The sequence below is a fragment of the Paenibacillus sp. FSL R5-0749 genome (assembly GCF_038595085.1).
Lineage (GTDB): Bacteria > Bacillota > Bacilli > Paenibacillales > Paenibacillaceae > Paenibacillus.
The window spans coordinates 5,949,093-5,964,330 of sequence record NZ_CP152005.1 but is presented as its reverse complement, the minus strand read 5'-3'; the positions used below and the strand labels follow the sequence as shown (position 1 = coordinate 5,964,330).

The 15,238-nt window shown below is 47.4% G+C and carries 13 protein-coding genes; 8 read left to right on the top strand and 5 right to left on the bottom strand.

The features are described 5' to 3' along the window. Positions 1-33 precede the first annotated feature (33 nt). The gene (locus MKY85_RS26765; RefSeq protein ID WP_342571161.1) at positions 34-1,464 is read right to left on the bottom strand and encodes a VanW family protein; all 1,431 of its coding nucleotides are present in this window, start codon (positions 1,462-1,464) and stop codon (positions 34-36) included. Between the two features lie 254 nt (positions 1,465-1,718). Here MKY85_RS26765 and ftsE point away from each other — a divergent pair, with 254 nt between their 5' ends. The 5 genes from ftsE (at position 1,719) to MKY85_RS26740 (ending at position 7,782) form a co-directional block, all read left to right on the top strand. Beyond that, positions 1,719-2,405, top strand: a complete 687-nt coding sequence (gene ftsE / locus MKY85_RS26760; RefSeq protein WP_024631580.1) for a cell division ATP-binding protein FtsE — start codon at positions 1,719-1,721, stop codon at positions 2,403-2,405. Continuing rightward, complete coding sequence (gene ftsX / locus MKY85_RS26755; RefSeq protein ID WP_339238084.1) at positions 2,395-3,312, top strand: permease-like cell division protein FtsX; 918 nt, start codon at positions 2,395-2,397, stop codon at positions 3,310-3,312. The genes ftsE and ftsX overlap by 11 nt, the downstream gene beginning before the upstream one ends. Positions 3,313-3,500: 188 nt before the next feature. Then, positions 3,501-4,781, top strand: a complete 1,281-nt coding sequence (locus tag MKY85_RS26750; protein ID WP_339238082.1) for a peptidoglycan DD-metalloendopeptidase family protein — start codon at positions 3,501-3,503, stop codon at positions 4,779-4,781. Positions 4,782-4,916: 135 nt separating this feature from the next. After that, a complete protein-coding gene (locus tag MKY85_RS26745; RefSeq protein WP_339238080.1) occupies positions 4,917-6,389 on the top strand; it encodes a S41 family peptidase in 1,473 nt (490 codons plus the stop codon). 64 nt (positions 6,390-6,453) lie between these two features. After that, a complete protein-coding gene (locus MKY85_RS26740) occupies positions 6,454-7,782 on the top strand; it encodes a PDZ domain-containing protein (RefSeq protein ID WP_342571160.1) in 1,329 nt (442 codons plus the stop codon). An 89-nt stretch (positions 7,783-7,871) separates the two neighbouring features. Here the strand turns inward: MKY85_RS26740 and MKY85_RS26735 are convergent, their stop codons facing one another. Both MKY85_RS26735 and MKY85_RS26730 read right to left on the bottom strand, forming a co-directional pair. Then, the gene (locus MKY85_RS26735) at positions 7,872-8,561 is read right to left on the bottom strand and encodes a response regulator transcription factor (protein WP_342571159.1); all 690 of its coding nucleotides are present in this window, start codon (positions 8,559-8,561) and stop codon (positions 7,872-7,874) included. A gap of 21 nt (positions 8,562-8,582) precedes the next feature. Next, complete coding sequence (locus MKY85_RS26730) at positions 8,583-9,794, bottom strand: sensor histidine kinase (protein ID WP_342571158.1); 1,212 nt, start codon at positions 9,792-9,794, stop codon at positions 8,583-8,585. A gap of 211 nt (positions 9,795-10,005) precedes the next feature. Here MKY85_RS26730 and MKY85_RS26725 point away from each other — a divergent pair, with 211 nt between their 5' ends. The 3 genes from MKY85_RS26725 to MKY85_RS26715 are packed head-to-tail and all read left to right on the top strand — an operon-like array spanning position 10,006 to position 13,321. After that, complete coding sequence (locus tag MKY85_RS26725; protein WP_342571157.1) at positions 10,006-10,941, top strand: ABC transporter ATP-binding protein; 936 nt, start codon at positions 10,006-10,008, stop codon at positions 10,939-10,941. Positions 10,942-10,953: 12 nt separating this feature from the next. After that, positions 10,954-12,150, top strand: a complete 1,197-nt coding sequence (locus tag MKY85_RS26720; protein WP_342571156.1) for an ABC transporter permease — start codon at positions 10,954-10,956, stop codon at positions 12,148-12,150. Beyond that, positions 12,143-13,321, top strand: coding sequence for an ABC transporter permease (locus tag MKY85_RS26715; RefSeq protein WP_339257608.1), 1,179 nt, complete (start codon positions 12,143-12,145; stop codon positions 13,319-13,321). The genes MKY85_RS26720 and MKY85_RS26715 overlap by 8 nt, the downstream gene beginning before the upstream one ends. Positions 13,322-13,502: 181 nt before the next feature. On the opposite strand, the gene MKY85_RS26710 is transcribed toward MKY85_RS26715, so the two are convergent. Beyond that, positions 13,503-14,345: a flagellar motor protein MotB gene (locus MKY85_RS26710; protein ID WP_342571155.1), complete on the bottom strand. Its 843-nt coding sequence runs from the start codon at positions 14,343-14,345 to the stop codon at positions 13,503-13,505. Further along, on the bottom strand, positions 14,329-15,126 hold the full coding sequence (locus MKY85_RS26705; protein ID WP_339238065.1) for a flagellar motor protein: 798 nt from the start codon (positions 15,124-15,126) through the stop codon (positions 14,329-14,331). The genes MKY85_RS26710 and MKY85_RS26705 overlap by 17 nt, the downstream gene beginning before the upstream one ends. Between the last annotated feature and the right edge of the window lie 112 nt (positions 15,127-15,238).

The following is a 15,238-nucleotide window of genomic DNA, read 5'->3' as shown; positions in this document are numbered from 1 at the left end:
CTTTTCGTTTGGGTTTGTTTCGAACACATCCTTTTATGGTCGCTTCGTATCGCTGATCCCGTCCTCAACCACAGAAGGTTCTTGTGGATCAGGCAGGCTGCTATGACCTGAGCGGGCAATCAGACGATTCTGAGCTTTGTACGTATCTCGTGTAATCGTTTTGGATTCGACCACTTTGCCGTCCAGCCTCTTGGTTCTTACCGTCTCGACAATATAACCAGGCTGTCCGTCTTGCAGCACCTGTTGAACGCCATCAGGCAGTACCGCACTGGACACATATTTCACCGGAACACTTAATGTTTCAATGGTGCGAGATTCAAGTGCATAGCTGACATTCTCCGGGAATGTGCCGAAAAATTTCACTATCAATTGGTGGTTCTTCACTTCTGCATGAATGAGTAAGGATTTTCCAGTATTGTTCTTGAAGCGAAAGTTAATGGCTCCGGAGGCAAAGGTGGCATCCAGTCCTTTCGGCAAATATTTGACCGGCAGGGAGTGGTTGCGACGCTCAATAATATCAAGACCCGTCAATAGCGCTGCGTTATACACCGTACTTGATACCTGGCAGATTCCCCCGCCAATCCCGGGGGTCAGTTTTCCATTGACAATGACCGGGGCCTCACGAAACCCATAATCCTTCTCCGCTTTTCGGATGACCTTCTCATAATCGAATGTGGCATTCGGTGGCAGAATCATGCCGTTAATCGCTTCCGCCGCTGCGCTGACATTATGTATCCGGCCTTCACTACTATTGCCCAGACCTGTGGAGAACTGGATGATCTTTCGGTCAATGCCTTCATGACGTAGCGAATCAAGGGTTACTTCCGGCTTCAGCGTATACAGTGGTACCTGGATCAGCAATGGGGTGGGTTTCTCATCCGGGCTCAGTACACTGAAATCCCTGTGAAGCTTCGCCTGAATAAGACTTGCGAGTGTTTCCCAATCAATTCGGCGGACACCCTTTTCCGGGATATACTGCACTTTGTCACTTGTGGTAATGCGCCGAACAGCGTTCGAGGGAGTGCCGAAGGTTTCTTTTTCCCAAGCAGGGCTTAGATGTTCTTTAAGTGGTTCTAAGTTGTAACTCATATGAAGGGAGAACTCTTTCGGAAAATGATAACGTGCATATGCGCGTTCCCACAGGTTACCTTCCTCCAGCTGCTGTATGGCGGATTCCACGCTTTTAACGTTGTAGCTCACCCCCACCTGATTTGCGGTATACGTCATCATCTGGGGATCGGGTTCAACCACTTCAAAGGTGACAGGCCAGTCCTCCAGCTTTTGAATCTGTTCGTTCAATTCATGCAATACGTTCTTACGATTGCCTTCCACCAGCATGCCGCCAACATGCACATTCTTGGGCAGCGCAGGCTGGTTCACATACATATACAGCAATCCATATGACGCGGAGCCGATCAAGAGGATGGAGAATAGAACAATGACCGTTAAATGTATTTTTTTCATAACCGTACGCTCCTTTATACTTCTGTTGTTCCCGATTTTGTAACACTTTCTATATATATGATCCAATGCAGGAAAACTTTCGGGTACTCAATAGGTAACAAATTTGTTACAATAAACTTCATATGAATCCATGCTTCACCATCGAAACAGGAACGAAGTGGATTTTTTCCTGATGAAATTCAGGTCTTTTTAAAGGAAATGCCGGGATTGTGTCGAAATGATAATGGCTAACTATGCGAGCAGGAAGTGATGATGTGATAGAAATGCAGGACGTGTGGAAGACCTACGCCAATGGGACCCACGCATTACAAGGGGTGTCGGTGAAGATCGACCGCAATGAATTTGTCTATATCGTCGGTCCGTCCGGCGCAGGCAAATCGACATTTATGAAATTGATGTACAGAGAAGAAGTTCCGACAAAAGGACAAATATCCATTAACGGATTTAATATTGGTAAGTTGAAGCCAAGAAAGATTCCTTATGTGCGCCGTAACATCGGCGTTGTGTTCCAAGACTTCCGTCTATTGCCGAGAATGACGGCTTTTGAGAATGTGGCATTTGCCATGGAAGTCATTGAGGCGCCCAAGCGGCACATCAAGAAACGGGTCATGGAAGTACTCGACTTGGTGGGATTGCGCAGCAAAGCGAATCGTGAACCTTCTCAGCTCTCAGGCGGGGAACAGCAACGTATTGCCATTGCGCGGGCTATCGTCAATAACCCATCGGTTATTATCGCGGATGAGCCTACAGGTAACCTCGATCCGGAGACGTCGTGGGGCATTATGCAGCTGCTGGATGAGATTAATTTCCGGGGAACAACCATTGTTATGGCAACCCACAACAAAGATATCGTGAATACGATGCGTAAACGGGTTATCGCCATTGAACGTGGACAGATTGTACGGGATCAGATGAGAGGGGAATACGGTTATGAATTTTAGTACTCTCTTGCGCCATCTGCGGGAGGGATTCAAAAACGTATTCCGCAACGGCTGGATGTCTGTGGCCTCCATCATGTCCATCATTGTGTCGCTATTGATTCTTGGTGTGTTTATGCTGCTGGTGCTTAATGTGAACTCCATGGCGAATCAAGTGGATAGTCAGGTGGAGATCAGCACGTTTCTCGAACTGAATGTGGACGAGAACCTGCGTAACACATTGGAACAAGAAATCAGCGCGATGCCGGAAGTAAGTGAGATTCGTTTTGTTTCCAAGGAAGAAGGACTCAAGGAATTCCGTGATCGTCTTGGAGAGAGTGCAGATAATGTGCTTAGCGGTTTCGATGTGGACAACAACCCACTGCCGGAGACCATTGAAGTTGAGGTCATTGAACCGGAAACCGTCACTTTTGTGGCGCAAAAAATCGAAGCTTTGAACGAAAAACACCCGGAGAAGCCAATCATGAAAGTGAATTACGGCAAGGAAACGGTGGAAGTGTTGTTCAAATTTACGAAGCTTGTTCGTAACATTGGATTTATTTTTGTTGGGGGACTGGGTCTCATGTCCATGTTCCTGATCTCGAATACGATTCGCGTAACGATTCTGGCCCGTCGCCGGGAGATTGGTATTATGAAGCTAGTTGGTGCAACCAACACCTTTATACGTTGGCCTTTCTTTATTGAAGGTGCACTCATTGGATTTATTGGCTCTGTGATTACGGTTGCGGTACTGTTCGTCGGATACAGCCAGTTGATGTCCACGATTGGTCAGGATGTCTTCATGCAGATGCTTAACTTGATTCCGCTCAGCGATATCTGGCTGCTGTTTGGAACCCTGTTGATCGGACTCGGTGTGCTGGTAGGTATTTTGGGAAGTACACTGTCCATTCGAAAATCACTTAACGTTTAAATTTTGTTTTGAAACGATCAAATTGCAGAATATGTCGAAAAGAATGGTAAAGCAGGTTCATTAATGGGCGCTGTTTGACGATATGTAGGAAAGACGGAGTCTTTAAGATGGAAGAAAGCAAAGAACATGCTGTTCACCACCTGTGCAGGTTGCTTTCTTGTGAAATCATAGGATGGGGGATCATCATTTTGAAAAAAACTGCTTCGCTGCTGGCCTTTACGTTATTGGCCAGTTTGACGCTTCAACCTTCTGACGGATATGCCAAGAGCAGCATCAGCGATATTGACCAACAGATTCAGCAACTGGAGAGCAAGGCAGCTTCTGCCAAGCAGGAGCAAAAAAAAGCGGCTTCCAACAAAAAGGAAGCGCAGCATTACAAAAACAAAACCAACGCTTATCTGAAGGTTGTCATGGAACAGATTAATGTCGTTAGTGATGAACTGGCTAGTGTATCCTTGCAAATCGAGAACACGGAGGAAGATCTCCGTACAACGAAGAAAGATCTGCAAGCGGCAGAAGAACGCATTGTTGCAAGGGAGAAATTGTTGGAGTCACGTGTACGCCTGATGTATACAGACGGTGCTGTATCCTATCTGGATGTATTGTTGTCCTCCACCAGCTTCACTGACTTTCTGACCCGTGCGGATTCACTCAAAACGATCGTGGATCAGGATCAGCATCTGCTGGATGAGCACAAAGCGGACAAGCAACTTGTCGTGGACAAAAAGGCAGAATTGGATGTGCAATATGCGGAAGCCAAGAGCCTGTATGCACAGAAGAAACAGCGTAAGTCCCAATTGAATGAAAAAGAAGCGGAAAAGCAAGTGCTTCTCGCTTCATATGATGCTAAAATCGAAGAGTCAGAAGAGTTGACACAAGAGCAGGAAGACGTATTGATGCAGATTGCCAGCAAACGTTCGGCCCTTCTTCAAGAGAAAAATAAATTGCGTGAACAGCAAGCAGCCGCAGCGGCCAAAGCCAAAGCAGCAGCTGCTGCCCGGGCGAAAGCTGCTGCCAAGGCACCAACCAGAGTCAGCGCGGATAGCAGCAGTGAGGTTACCTATTCATCCGGTAATGGTATCTTCTCAAAACCGGTATCTGGAGGACGTATTTCTTCTGGATTCGGTCCCCGTACCCATCCAATTACGGGTGTAGTGGGTAAAATGCATGCCGGTGTCGATTTTGCTGTTCCTCAGGGAACTTCAGTTCACGCGGCCTCTGGCGGAATCGTGATCATGGCTGAATGGTATAGCGGTTATGGTTATACCGTTATTGTGGACCATGGCGGTGGTCTTTGGACGTTATATGGTCACTTGCGCGAAGGTGGATTTAAAGTCAGCAAGGGAGACACTGTAAGCAAAGGTGATACCATTGCTGAGTCAGGTAATACAGGAAACTCCACGGGACCTCACTTGCACTTTGAAGTAAGAGATAACGGTACCGCGGTAAATCCGATGAACTATTTGTAATTATTGCTCCATTGACCGAATGGAAAAAACATATTCCGTACAAGCTAGACATATACTAAGCTGGCATGTTCAGGGAATGGGTCCAAGCAACAATGGAATCGGACACGCTTTAAAACGAAAGGCGGTGACAAACGGATGATGAAAAAAAGATCGGCGCTACTGCTTGTCATTTTGGGTCTTCTGGGTGGTAGTTTGCTAACCCTGGTACTTATGACTTACCCGGGAATAGCGAACCAGACCACAGCTGGCGAGGGTTTGCTAGCCAGTGTAACCGGCAGTACGCAGCAGAAGAACGATTTGAAGAAGATTGAAACCGCGATGGATTTGATCTCAAGCAACTATTATAAAGACGTGGATCAGACCAAATTGATTGACGGTGCGATCAACGGCATGATGGAATCCCTTGGTGATCCGTACTCCAACTATATGGGGCAGGAAACGGCTGCTCAGTTTGAAGAGTCGATCGAAGGTTCATTTACCGGTATTGGCGCAGAGGTATCCTCACAGGATGGAAATGTCGTTGTTGTTTCCCCAATCAAAGGATCACCTGCCGAAAAAGCGGGTATTCGTGCGAAAGACATGATTATGTCAGTCAACGGCGAATCTCTGCAAGGGTTGGAACTGAACAAGGCTGTCAATAAAATCAGAGGTCCTAAGGGTAGTGAAGCGAAGGTACAGGTCAAACGTGCCGGATCTACCGAACTGATTGAGTTTGTTATTGTGCGGGATGACATTGATCTGGAGACCGTATATGCTCACATGGAGGATGGCGGAATTGGCGTCATTGCCATTACTCAATTCTCTTTGAATACAGGCGATCGCTTCAAGGAAGAGTTGGCGAAGCTTGAGAAGCAGAACATGAAAGGTCTGGTCATCGACGTACGGAATGACCCAGGCGGTGTATTGCAAGTCGTGATTGATATTGCTGAACAGTTTGTTCCTAAAGGCAAGGTTATTGTGCAAGTCGAAGACAAGAACGGCAAAAAGGAACAAAGCAAATCCAATGGATCAGCCAAAGCTTATCCAGTCACAGTCCTGATGAACAAAGGCAGTGCCAGTGCGTCGGAGATTTTGGCCGGTGCATTACAACAGTCAGCAGGTGCGAAGTTGATTGGTGAAAATTCCTTTGGTAAAGGAACCGTGCAGACGAGTTATGACAAGCAAATGGGTGACGGCAGCTTGCTGAAGATTACCATTGCCAAATGGCTCACGCCGAACGGGGACTGGATTCATGAAAAAGGAATCAAACCGGATATTGCGGTAGACCAGCCGGATTATTTCTCGGTGGCACCGATTAATAAAGAGAAGTTACCACTGAAATATGACAGCAATAGCACGGATGTGAAAAGTGCGCAGACGATGCTGAGAGGACTCGATTTCAAACCGGATCGTGTGGATGGATACTACGACCAGAAGACGGAAGAAGCGGTCAAGGCATTCCAGAAGCAAAAAGGCATTCAGGCCACAGGCCAGATTGACGAGAAAACCGCTGAATCACTGGAAGCGGCTCTGATTGAACGTATTGCCAATCCTCAATATGATGCACAGCTGAAACGCGCGATCGAAAATGTCTCAAAGGATATTTCGTCCGCTGTGTCGAAGCCATAAAGAAGGCTGATTTTCAGCCTTCTTTTTTTCTGAACCGGCTGAAAGAGAGGGGTGAAGAACCACGATGGAATGGGTATGGCCGTGGTTAACTACATTAGGCGAAGCAGTGTTGCAGTTGTTTATTCAGCCGTTTTATTATATTGCGGTGATCCTGATTGCGCTCATCTATCATCGTCAATTACTGCAGGAGCGTAAATTGTTTCATGTTCGTTTGCAAAGCTCAATTACACAGACGATTCGTGCCGTACTGGGAGGCATACTCATTGGTACCATCGTCTCGATTGTATCCCTATTCCTCGGTGCACATCTTACACTGGGAAGCCTGATATGCATATGGGCTGCAACGTTAATTCTATCCTTGTTTCGTATCCGGTATCTGTGTTTTGCCTACGCGGCCGGGTTACTGGGTGTGCTGCAATTTGGTTTGAATCTGGCTTCAGGCTGGCAACCTTCAGGTTGGATAGGGAGTATAACGGAAACGTTACGTACCTTGGATATGCCTGCACTGCTTGTCCTGGCGGCCCTTCTACATATGGGTGAAGCCCTGTTGGTACGCATGCAGGGAGTATCCATGGCATCACCGCTTCTCTTCGAGGGAAAACGCGGGAAACTGGTTGGTGGATATCAACTGCAACAGTTCTGGGCTATTCCCCTACTGATTCTTGTACCAGTCACAGGTAATGGCGCGGAACTGGCTTGGAATCCACTCATGAATGCCGGCCAGAGCTATATGCTGTTTACGTTGCCCATCATGCTCGGATTTGGTGAGATAACGCAGAGTATGCTTCCGGGACAAAAGGTGCAGATCTCATCCAAGCGATTGATGATGTATGGGGCAACTTTGCTCGTGTTCAGTTTACTTGCTGCATGGTGGTCTCCACTCATGGTGGTTGCGGCGCTGATTGCATTTATTGGACATGAATTTCTGATATGGTACAGTGCATTTGAAGAGCAAAACCGCAGTCCGGTATTTGTCCATCCGCAGCATGGGTTGAAGGTATTGGCTGTTATACCGGAGAGTCCTGCTGCAGATTTGGGGATTGAAGCAGGAGAGACATTGTACAAGGTGAATGGCAAGTTGGTTCATTCACCGGAAGAGTTGCATCGTGCCCTGCGGATGAACCCGGCTTTTTGCAAGCTCGAGGTACGAAATCACCAGGGAGAAAGCAAATTCATGCAGCGAGCAATCTATGAAGGGGAACATCATCAGCTTGGGGTCATTATGGCACCTGACAATCACGAGGTCTGGGCGATTCGGTTGCGTCCACTGACGCTGTTCCATATCATCAACCTCAAGTTGCTTGCCCGTCTGAAAAAACCACACAGGGACGAAGCTCCCTTGGCATTACCGCCAGCTCCTGTGGCCAGTGATAAAGGGTCCGTTGAGATGTAACTAACATACGTGATGAAGTATGTTGCATACATCAAGCAATGAAAAAGGTATTTCCGAGCGCCGTCGCAGGCAAGGGAAATACCTTTTTGTTATTTTTTTAACATGAAGATAGCGATTTGGGTCCGATCACGCAAGTTCAGCTTGCCCAGAATATCGGTGACGTAGTTCTTGACCGTGCCTTCACTGAGGAACAGTTTGGCGGCAATTTCCTTGTTGGACAACCCCTCCGATATGGCCTCGGCAACCGCCAGCTCCATACGGGTCAGTCCATAGGCTTCGATTGGGTGATGTGTCTGGGAAGTTGGAGAAGGACGAAGAAGGCCTGTTAGCTTGCGGGCAATATCCGGATGGATTAACATATCGCCGTTATGTACGGTTTTGATGCCTTGAATAATCCGTTCAGGCGGCACATTTTTAAGCAAATAACCGCTTGCTCCATTCTGTAATGCCTGAATGATATACTCATCGTCGTCAAACGTAGTCAGCATGAGCACCTGAATTTCAGGAAAGCGTGCCTTGATCAGCCCAGTACCTTCAACTCCGTCACATTCCGGCATCCGAATATCCATCAACACCACATCCGCAGGTGTGCCTGCTTCAAGTAATTCCAACGCTTCCTGTCCATTTGAGGCCGTACCTGTAACGCAAATGCCAGAGTCGAGTCCAAGCAACACTTTCAGGCTCTCACGGATGAAGTAGTCATCATCGGCGAGAAGCAGCCGAATAAGTGGGTGCTGGGCTGAATCCTTTTTGTTGTTCACATCATTCCGTTCGGACATGAGCACATTCACTTCCTTTTTTCAGAGTAGATCCATCTGGTTCGTTATTGGAATGCGTGTAATCACGGTATACGGATAAGCTGATTGAATCTCCAAGGTTCCTCCCACCATTTGTGTACGTAGACACATGCTTTCCTGTCCTATGCCACTTGTTTTAGACGAATGCGGATTAATTTTGCCATCATTACTTACGCTCATACAGATTTCCTGATCCCTGAATACCAACTCCAATGTGATAGAAGAGGCATTTCCATGTCGTAGTGCATTCGTTACGGCTTCTTTGGCATTTTTGTATAAAACGATTTGTATGCTGGGGTACAGCACATGGGATGCGCCTTGAACTTCAAAATGTGTCTTCACCCCGGTATCTCTGCCCACTTCCTCCAGAAGACGATCCAGTGCATAGGCATTGGAACCATAGGAATCCGGTCGCAGTTTGTGAAGTGTACTTCGCATATCATCCATACTGGTGGCCAATTGATCACGAATCTGTCTCACCATTTCCGTTCCTTTTTCCCGATCTCGGGGGAGAGTCATCAGAGCGGCTTCCGACATCATTTTGGTGCGAATCAGTCGATGTCCGATATCATCATGAAGCTGTCTGGAGATACGTGTGCGTTCCTCTGCCTGAGCTACTCCTTCAAGTTGCTTTGTAAATAACAGCAGCTGTGCACGTGCTTCTTGAAGCTCGTAATGTTTACTGCGGAGCTCGTCATAGACTTGTTCCAGTTGTCCGCGGCTGCTCGCTGTTCTTGATCCCTGCCAGGAGAGAGCCGCTGTGATGAGCAGAAGCAGGTTGCCAAGGACCATCGTTGTTGCCTCTGCGGAGAATAATGTGGTGGTGATTGTATTTAGTGTGGTTAACCCTGGCTGCGTTACCCGTGGCACAGAATAATACCATCCCAAAGCAACATTGCTTGCGGCAAGCTGAATGGCAAACATCAACCATCTCCGGTTTCCCTCGAGTCTGTATATATACACGTAGAGCACGGATAGAGAGAGGAATAGCAGGATGGGTCCATACGAAGCAATCAGCCAACAGCTCCAGAGTATTTCGGCCAAAAGCAACAGCCACTGCTGTGTACTTGAACGGTTGAAATCTTTCCACACGGAGAGTCCGAGCGCGATGATGATATATAGGGTGTAGACAGCTTCGTTTTCCAAGGGCAGCATCAACATGTATAGTACGGCTGGAATGATAATTAATCCGTATTGCAGAAACCGCATCGGCATAGGGTTGTGACATCCTTTATATAAAAAGTGGAGTAGAAAATCTCTCGGTAATGCGCCCTTGATTATACCATAAGCAGCATTCGAAGCAGGAGATGACTTAAGTCACCTTCGATTCATGACTTTTCGTACCTTCGCTAAAGAGTGCGATCCGTTACAATACAAATATGAAATCCAGCGGCAGAGGCCGAAACGGAAGAGGGGCGTAAAAGGGATGGGTATACTTGAAGTACATCATGTTGTGAAACGATACGGCAGCAGGTTGTCCGTGGATCATTTGAACCTTAGTGTTGGCAAAGGCGAAATTTTTGGATTACTCGGTCCCAATGGAGCAGGAAAAAGTACCACCATCAGCATGATAGCCGGGCTCCTGAACATGGATCAGGGGGAGATCAGATTAGATGGTATATCGGTTAAGGAGCAGCCACTTGAGGTAAAGCGCAAAATTGGACTGGTTCCGCAGGATCTGGCTTTGTACGAAACGATGACGGCTGCCGAGAATGTAACCTTTTTCGCCCGCCTGTATGGATTACGTGGCAAATTGCTCAAGGAAAGAGTGCAGGAGTCCCTTGAATTTGTAGGGTTACAGGATAAAGCAAAGGATGCTCCCTCGACCTTCTCCGGCGGGATGAAACGCAGGTTAAACATCGCATGTGCGATTACACATCGCCCGGATCTCATTATTATGGATGAGCCGACCGTTGGCATTGATCCACAATCTCGGAATCATATCCTTGAATCGGTGCGCACACTCAACAAGATGGGTTCAACGATTATATATACAAGTCATTACATGGAGGAAGTGGCGGCGATTAGTCACCGGGTTGCGATTATGGATCAAGGGCGAATCATTGCCTGTGGCACGGAAGCAGAGCTGAGAGAACGGGTGGCATCGGAGGAAAAAGTAGTGCTCTCCACTTCCGGTATCGGTCCGGGCGTCGTGGAAGAATTGAAACTCCACCCTCGCGTGCGATCGGTAGACGTTTCAGAGAATACACTGACCATTACGCTGCCTTCGGCACAGCAGGATCTCCAGGATCTGCTCTTCATTTGCAGCAAACATGAAATATCCATTCAGTCACTCAAGGTCGAAGAGCCGGATCTGGAAACATTGTTCCTCAATCTGACCGGGCGTACGCTGCGGGACTAGGGGGAGCAAGAGATGAATATATGGCATATTTGCATCTTTGAGTTAAGACGTATTCTTAAGATTCGATCTGTGGTATTGAACCTGTTCATCCTGCCGTTGTTACTGATTTTTATATTGGGCACGGCTCTTTCCAGTACGATGGGTACCGCGGATGATGTTATTCCAGATAGTGTACGTGTGGGAATTATCCATTTGAGTACTGAATCTGGTGGAGGATCAGATTCGCTTAATCAAGCGTTGGATACATTCGTTCATTCCCCAGCGGTAGCTGAGATGGTCAAAGTGCAGGACTTCAAGACAGAAGAAGAGGCTGTCCATTCGCTGCGTACCGGCAAGCTGGACTTTGCTGTAATGATTCCTTCGGATTTTGAGGAAAACGTGATGAGGGGGAAAGAGGCCAGGTTACAGTGGATACGAGGAAAGGACAACACGCTTAACACATTGGGTGAAACTTTGTTCACGCGATTTACGGATGAATGGAACCGACAGATGGCGATGACCAGAGTGCTTGGTCCGGAAGTGATTGCTGCCATGTCCTCTTCTTCGAAGTCTGGTGCGGAGAGTTCCACGTCCATAACTGTCGTCAATCCCGGAAAAACAGGCACAGCCTACAGCGCTTCTCAATACTATGCCGCATCCATGCTGGCCATGTTCATGCTGTACTCGGGTATGACGACAAGTACCAGCCTTTTTGGAGAGCGGGATAACCGAACGTTGATTCGCCTTCAGGCTGCGCCGATTGGTAACGGAGTTATTTTCGCTGGCAAAATTGCAGGCAATAGTCTGCTCGCTTTCTTGCAGGCAACGACGATTATCCTTATGACGTCTTGGTTCTACGGTGTAGATTGGGGAACCCATCCCTGGTATATTGTGCTGACTTGTGTAGGAATCACATTGGCATCCATGACCCTTGGCGTGATCGTGGCATTAATATGCAAAACCACGGCATCGGCCAGCGCAACCATCCAAGGTATCATCATAGCTATGACATTCATTAGTGGCGGGTTTAGACCCATTCCGATTGATTTTGTACAACGGCTTAGCGAATTCACGGTTAACCACTGGGCGCTCCAGAGTTTTCTGAGAATGATGCTGGATGCACCAGTAGGCGAGATTGTATATAGCATTCTGATGTTAGGCGTGGTATGCGCTGTATTACTGTTGATCTCAGGATTAATCTATAGAAAGGCAGGATACCGATATGAATAGTCTGCACATCGCCTGGTTGATGATTAGACGTACACTAGGTCGTAAAATGGGCTTCATTACGTTTCTACTTCTGCCTTGCCTGGTGGTTACAGGGGCGGTTGCTCTTTTTGGAAACGAGCAGAGTGCACGTACTGTTATCCCCTATGTCAATGAGGATGGAGGGGCAGCAGGAGCGTGGATGATTCAAGAACTTGCTGGCAAAGAGGAGTACCTGCTCAAGCCGATGACTAACGAAGCAGAAGTGAAGGAAGCCATGGCTCAGCAAAAAGGAAGTTCTGGCATCATTATTCCAAAGCGATATACGGAAGATCTCTTACAAGGCAAGGCAACTGAAATTCAACTGGTGGAGCTGCGGATAAGCGAAGCTTCCTACACACTGCGAGCAGCTGTTGAAGGTTTGGCGAGTGGATTGCAACAATCTGCTTCAGCTATTACGTTGGCCGCAGGTCCTGTCTCAAGTGAGACTGATAAACTATCGAGTATACAGAAGCGATTTGAACAGCTTTTACAGGAGATAGGAAAGCATCAGGTTGCTGGTGAAGTTACCGCTCTGCAGATCTATCCCAAGCCAGGCCTGAACAATGTGACTGGATTTACAATCATGTTTATGATGGGGCTGCTGACCAGTGCAGTGGCTGTGATCATGGAAGATCGCAGGAAACGTACGATGGCGAGAGTATATACGGCACCCGTTCGTGCATATGAGATTGCGCTTGGCAATTTCCTGGGTAGCTTTGTCATTGGTATGATTCAGATTGTAATCGTTTTGGGAGTCAGCAGGTGGCTGATTCATTATGATGCCGGTATTCCTTTTGGCATTCATTTCCTGATCTTGGCAGCATTCATGTTGGTCTCCATGGGGCTCGCAAGTACCGTGGCAGGATTAATCCGTAATCCCAAAAATGCGAATATGCTGAATTCACTTGTCATTATGCCTACCTGTATGATAGGCGGTTGTTTCTGGCCCATCTCGTTCATGCCTGACTATATGCAAAAGCTCGCCAACTTTGTTCCGCAGAAATGGGCGATTCAGGCGGTGGAGACGATCTCTGCTGGTGGTACACTGTCGGATATTACACTGCCACTATTGATTTTGTTTGGCATGGCTGCCATTTTGCTGACTGTAGGCTCGGCTATTCTGCGTCCTAGCCAGCCAGGAGTAGAGGCATAGGCATAAGGTGTAGATCAAGATCAAGACGAGTTTTGGAGAGCTAATGTCAACCGAAAAAGATATCAAACAAAAAGCACGTTCTGCCTGAACTTGATTCAGCAGAACGTGCTTTTTGTTTTTTGTTTTAAATAAGAATGAAGATTGAAGAATGTTAATGATGCATTAAACGAGATATAGATGATTAAGGTTGGAGTTGACGCAAGACAGTGATTTCGACCCGACGGTTCTTTTGTCTTCCGGCCGCTGTGGTGTTGTCACCCGTTGGGCGAGTATCCGCATATCCGGCATACTGGAATCCGTCCGGGTTAAGTTTCTCTGTATCCAGAAAAAAGCGTAATACAGACAGTGCGCGTTCCCCGGAAAGCTGCCAGTTATCGGTATAAGCGGAGTTTGCTCCGACAGGAACGTTATCGGTATGACCTTCAATGCTGACAACGGTATTTAGATCCCGGAACAGGCTGGCAAGCTTACTGAGCGTTGGTGCTGCACCGTCCTTCAGAGCGGCTTGTCCCTGATCAAACAGGAAGCGGTCACTAAGTGTAATGGATAGGCCCTGTGGCTTGTCCGCAACAAAAATCTGATTTTCCAGTTTATTATCCTCGATATATTGGGTAATCACATTGAACAGATTTTGCAGTTCCTGCTCCTGTGATCTGAATTGTTCTTCCCGTTCTGTGAGGGGCTTGTCATCATCATCTGGCGTTACAGTCCCGGAGTCGGAAGGGTTTCCTTCACCTTTTGAAGAATCTTCCCCTTGAATTCCGGATGGTGGAGTCTCTGTAATTGTCTGTCCGGGTTTCTCACCGAGTCCCTCACCAAGCTCAAGGACAGAGTCAGACGCATTGAATGTATTTTGTAACGATTGCGTAACGACGTCATATTTACCGGAATCCAGATTGCTCATGGCGTACATGATGACAAAAAAGATCAGAAGCAGCGTTATGAGATCGGCATAAGTAATCATCCAGCGATCCCGATGATCAACTGTTTCACGTTTTCCGCGCCGTTTACTGCGCCGACTCATCCAATCCCTCCTTTGCTAGGGGGCGTATAGGCTGACGATGCGTAAGGGTGAAAGACTCCAGTCTTTTGCGTACAAGCTGGGGATTCTCACCGTTCTGAATGGCAAGTACACCCTCAAGGAGCATTTCCATGGTCTGCACTTCGTCAGCACCTCTGGATTTGATTTTGGAGGCAATGGGCAAAAAGATAAGATTGGCACTGGCGACCCCATACAGGGTTGCGGTAAAGGCAACAGCAATAGCAGGTCCGAGTCCGGTGGGATCGGTCAAACTGCCAAGGACCTGAATAAGTCCCATCACGGTTCCGATGATTCCCATGGTTGGGGCATAACCGCCAGCAGATTCGAAAATTTTGGCGTAGCCCTCATGTTTTTGTTCAATAGAGTCAATCTCCATCTCAAGGATCTGGCGAACCACATCCTGATCCGTACCATCGACAACCATCTGAATACCGTCTTGCAAAAATGGATGCGGATGATCCATAACCTTGCGTTCCAATGCAAGCACACCTGAGCGGCGTGCGATCGAAGACATCTCGACCAATTCTTCAACCCACAAGCCTGAATCATTATTGTGACGTCCAAAAGCCATACGCAGGGCAGCTGGAATCGTACGAAGACGATGCGCTGGGAAACTGGCAACCACAGCAGCAATCGTTCCACCGAATACAATTAAAGCAGCCGTTTTTTGCAGAAGACCGGACAACTGGCCACCTTCCCACAAAAAACCGCTAATGACTGCGGCAATTCCGGCAATAATACCGATAAGTGTCGCAATATCCATAAATTAACCCACTCCTATCTTCATTTCACGTTTGCATCACTAAAACGAACGAGGTATAATTAAAAGGGAACAAATATTCCTATTACTATAAGTTTTCCCATATGAAAATTCG

Coding starts and splice junctions, on each gene's coding strand:
- MKY85_RS26705 (WP_339238065.1), bottom strand. CDS start 15,126: ATGGATATTGCGACACTTATCGGTATTATTGCCGGAATTGCCGCAGTC.
- MKY85_RS26715 (WP_339257608.1), top strand. CDS start 12,143: ATGAATAGTCTGCACATCGCCTGGTTGATGATTAGACGTACACTAGGT.
- MKY85_RS26765 (WP_342571161.1), bottom strand. CDS start 1,464: ATGAAAAAAATACATTTAACGGTCATTGTTCTATTCTCCATCCTCTTG.
- MKY85_RS26730 (WP_342571158.1), bottom strand. CDS start 9,794: ATGCCGATGCGGTTTCTGCAATACGGATTAATTATCATTCCAGCCGTA.
- MKY85_RS26720 (WP_342571156.1), top strand. CDS start 10,954: ATGAATATATGGCATATTTGCATCTTTGAGTTAAGACGTATTCTTAAG.
- MKY85_RS26735 (WP_342571159.1), bottom strand. CDS start 8,561: ATGTCCGAACGGAATGATGTGAACAACAAAAAGGATTCAGCCCAGCAC.
- MKY85_RS26740 (WP_342571160.1), top strand. CDS start 6,454: ATGGAATGGGTATGGCCGTGGTTAACTACATTAGGCGAAGCAGTGTTG.
- ftsX (WP_339238084.1), top strand. CDS start 2,395: ATGAATTTTAGTACTCTCTTGCGCCATCTGCGGGAGGGATTCAAAAAC.
- MKY85_RS26745 (WP_339238080.1), top strand. CDS start 4,917: ATGATGAAAAAAAGATCGGCGCTACTGCTTGTCATTTTGGGTCTTCTG.
- MKY85_RS26710 (WP_342571155.1), bottom strand. CDS start 14,345: ATGAGTCGGCGCAGTAAACGGCGCGGAAAACGTGAAACAGTTGATCAT.
- MKY85_RS26725 (WP_342571157.1), top strand. CDS start 10,006: ATGGGTATACTTGAAGTACATCATGTTGTGAAACGATACGGCAGCAGG.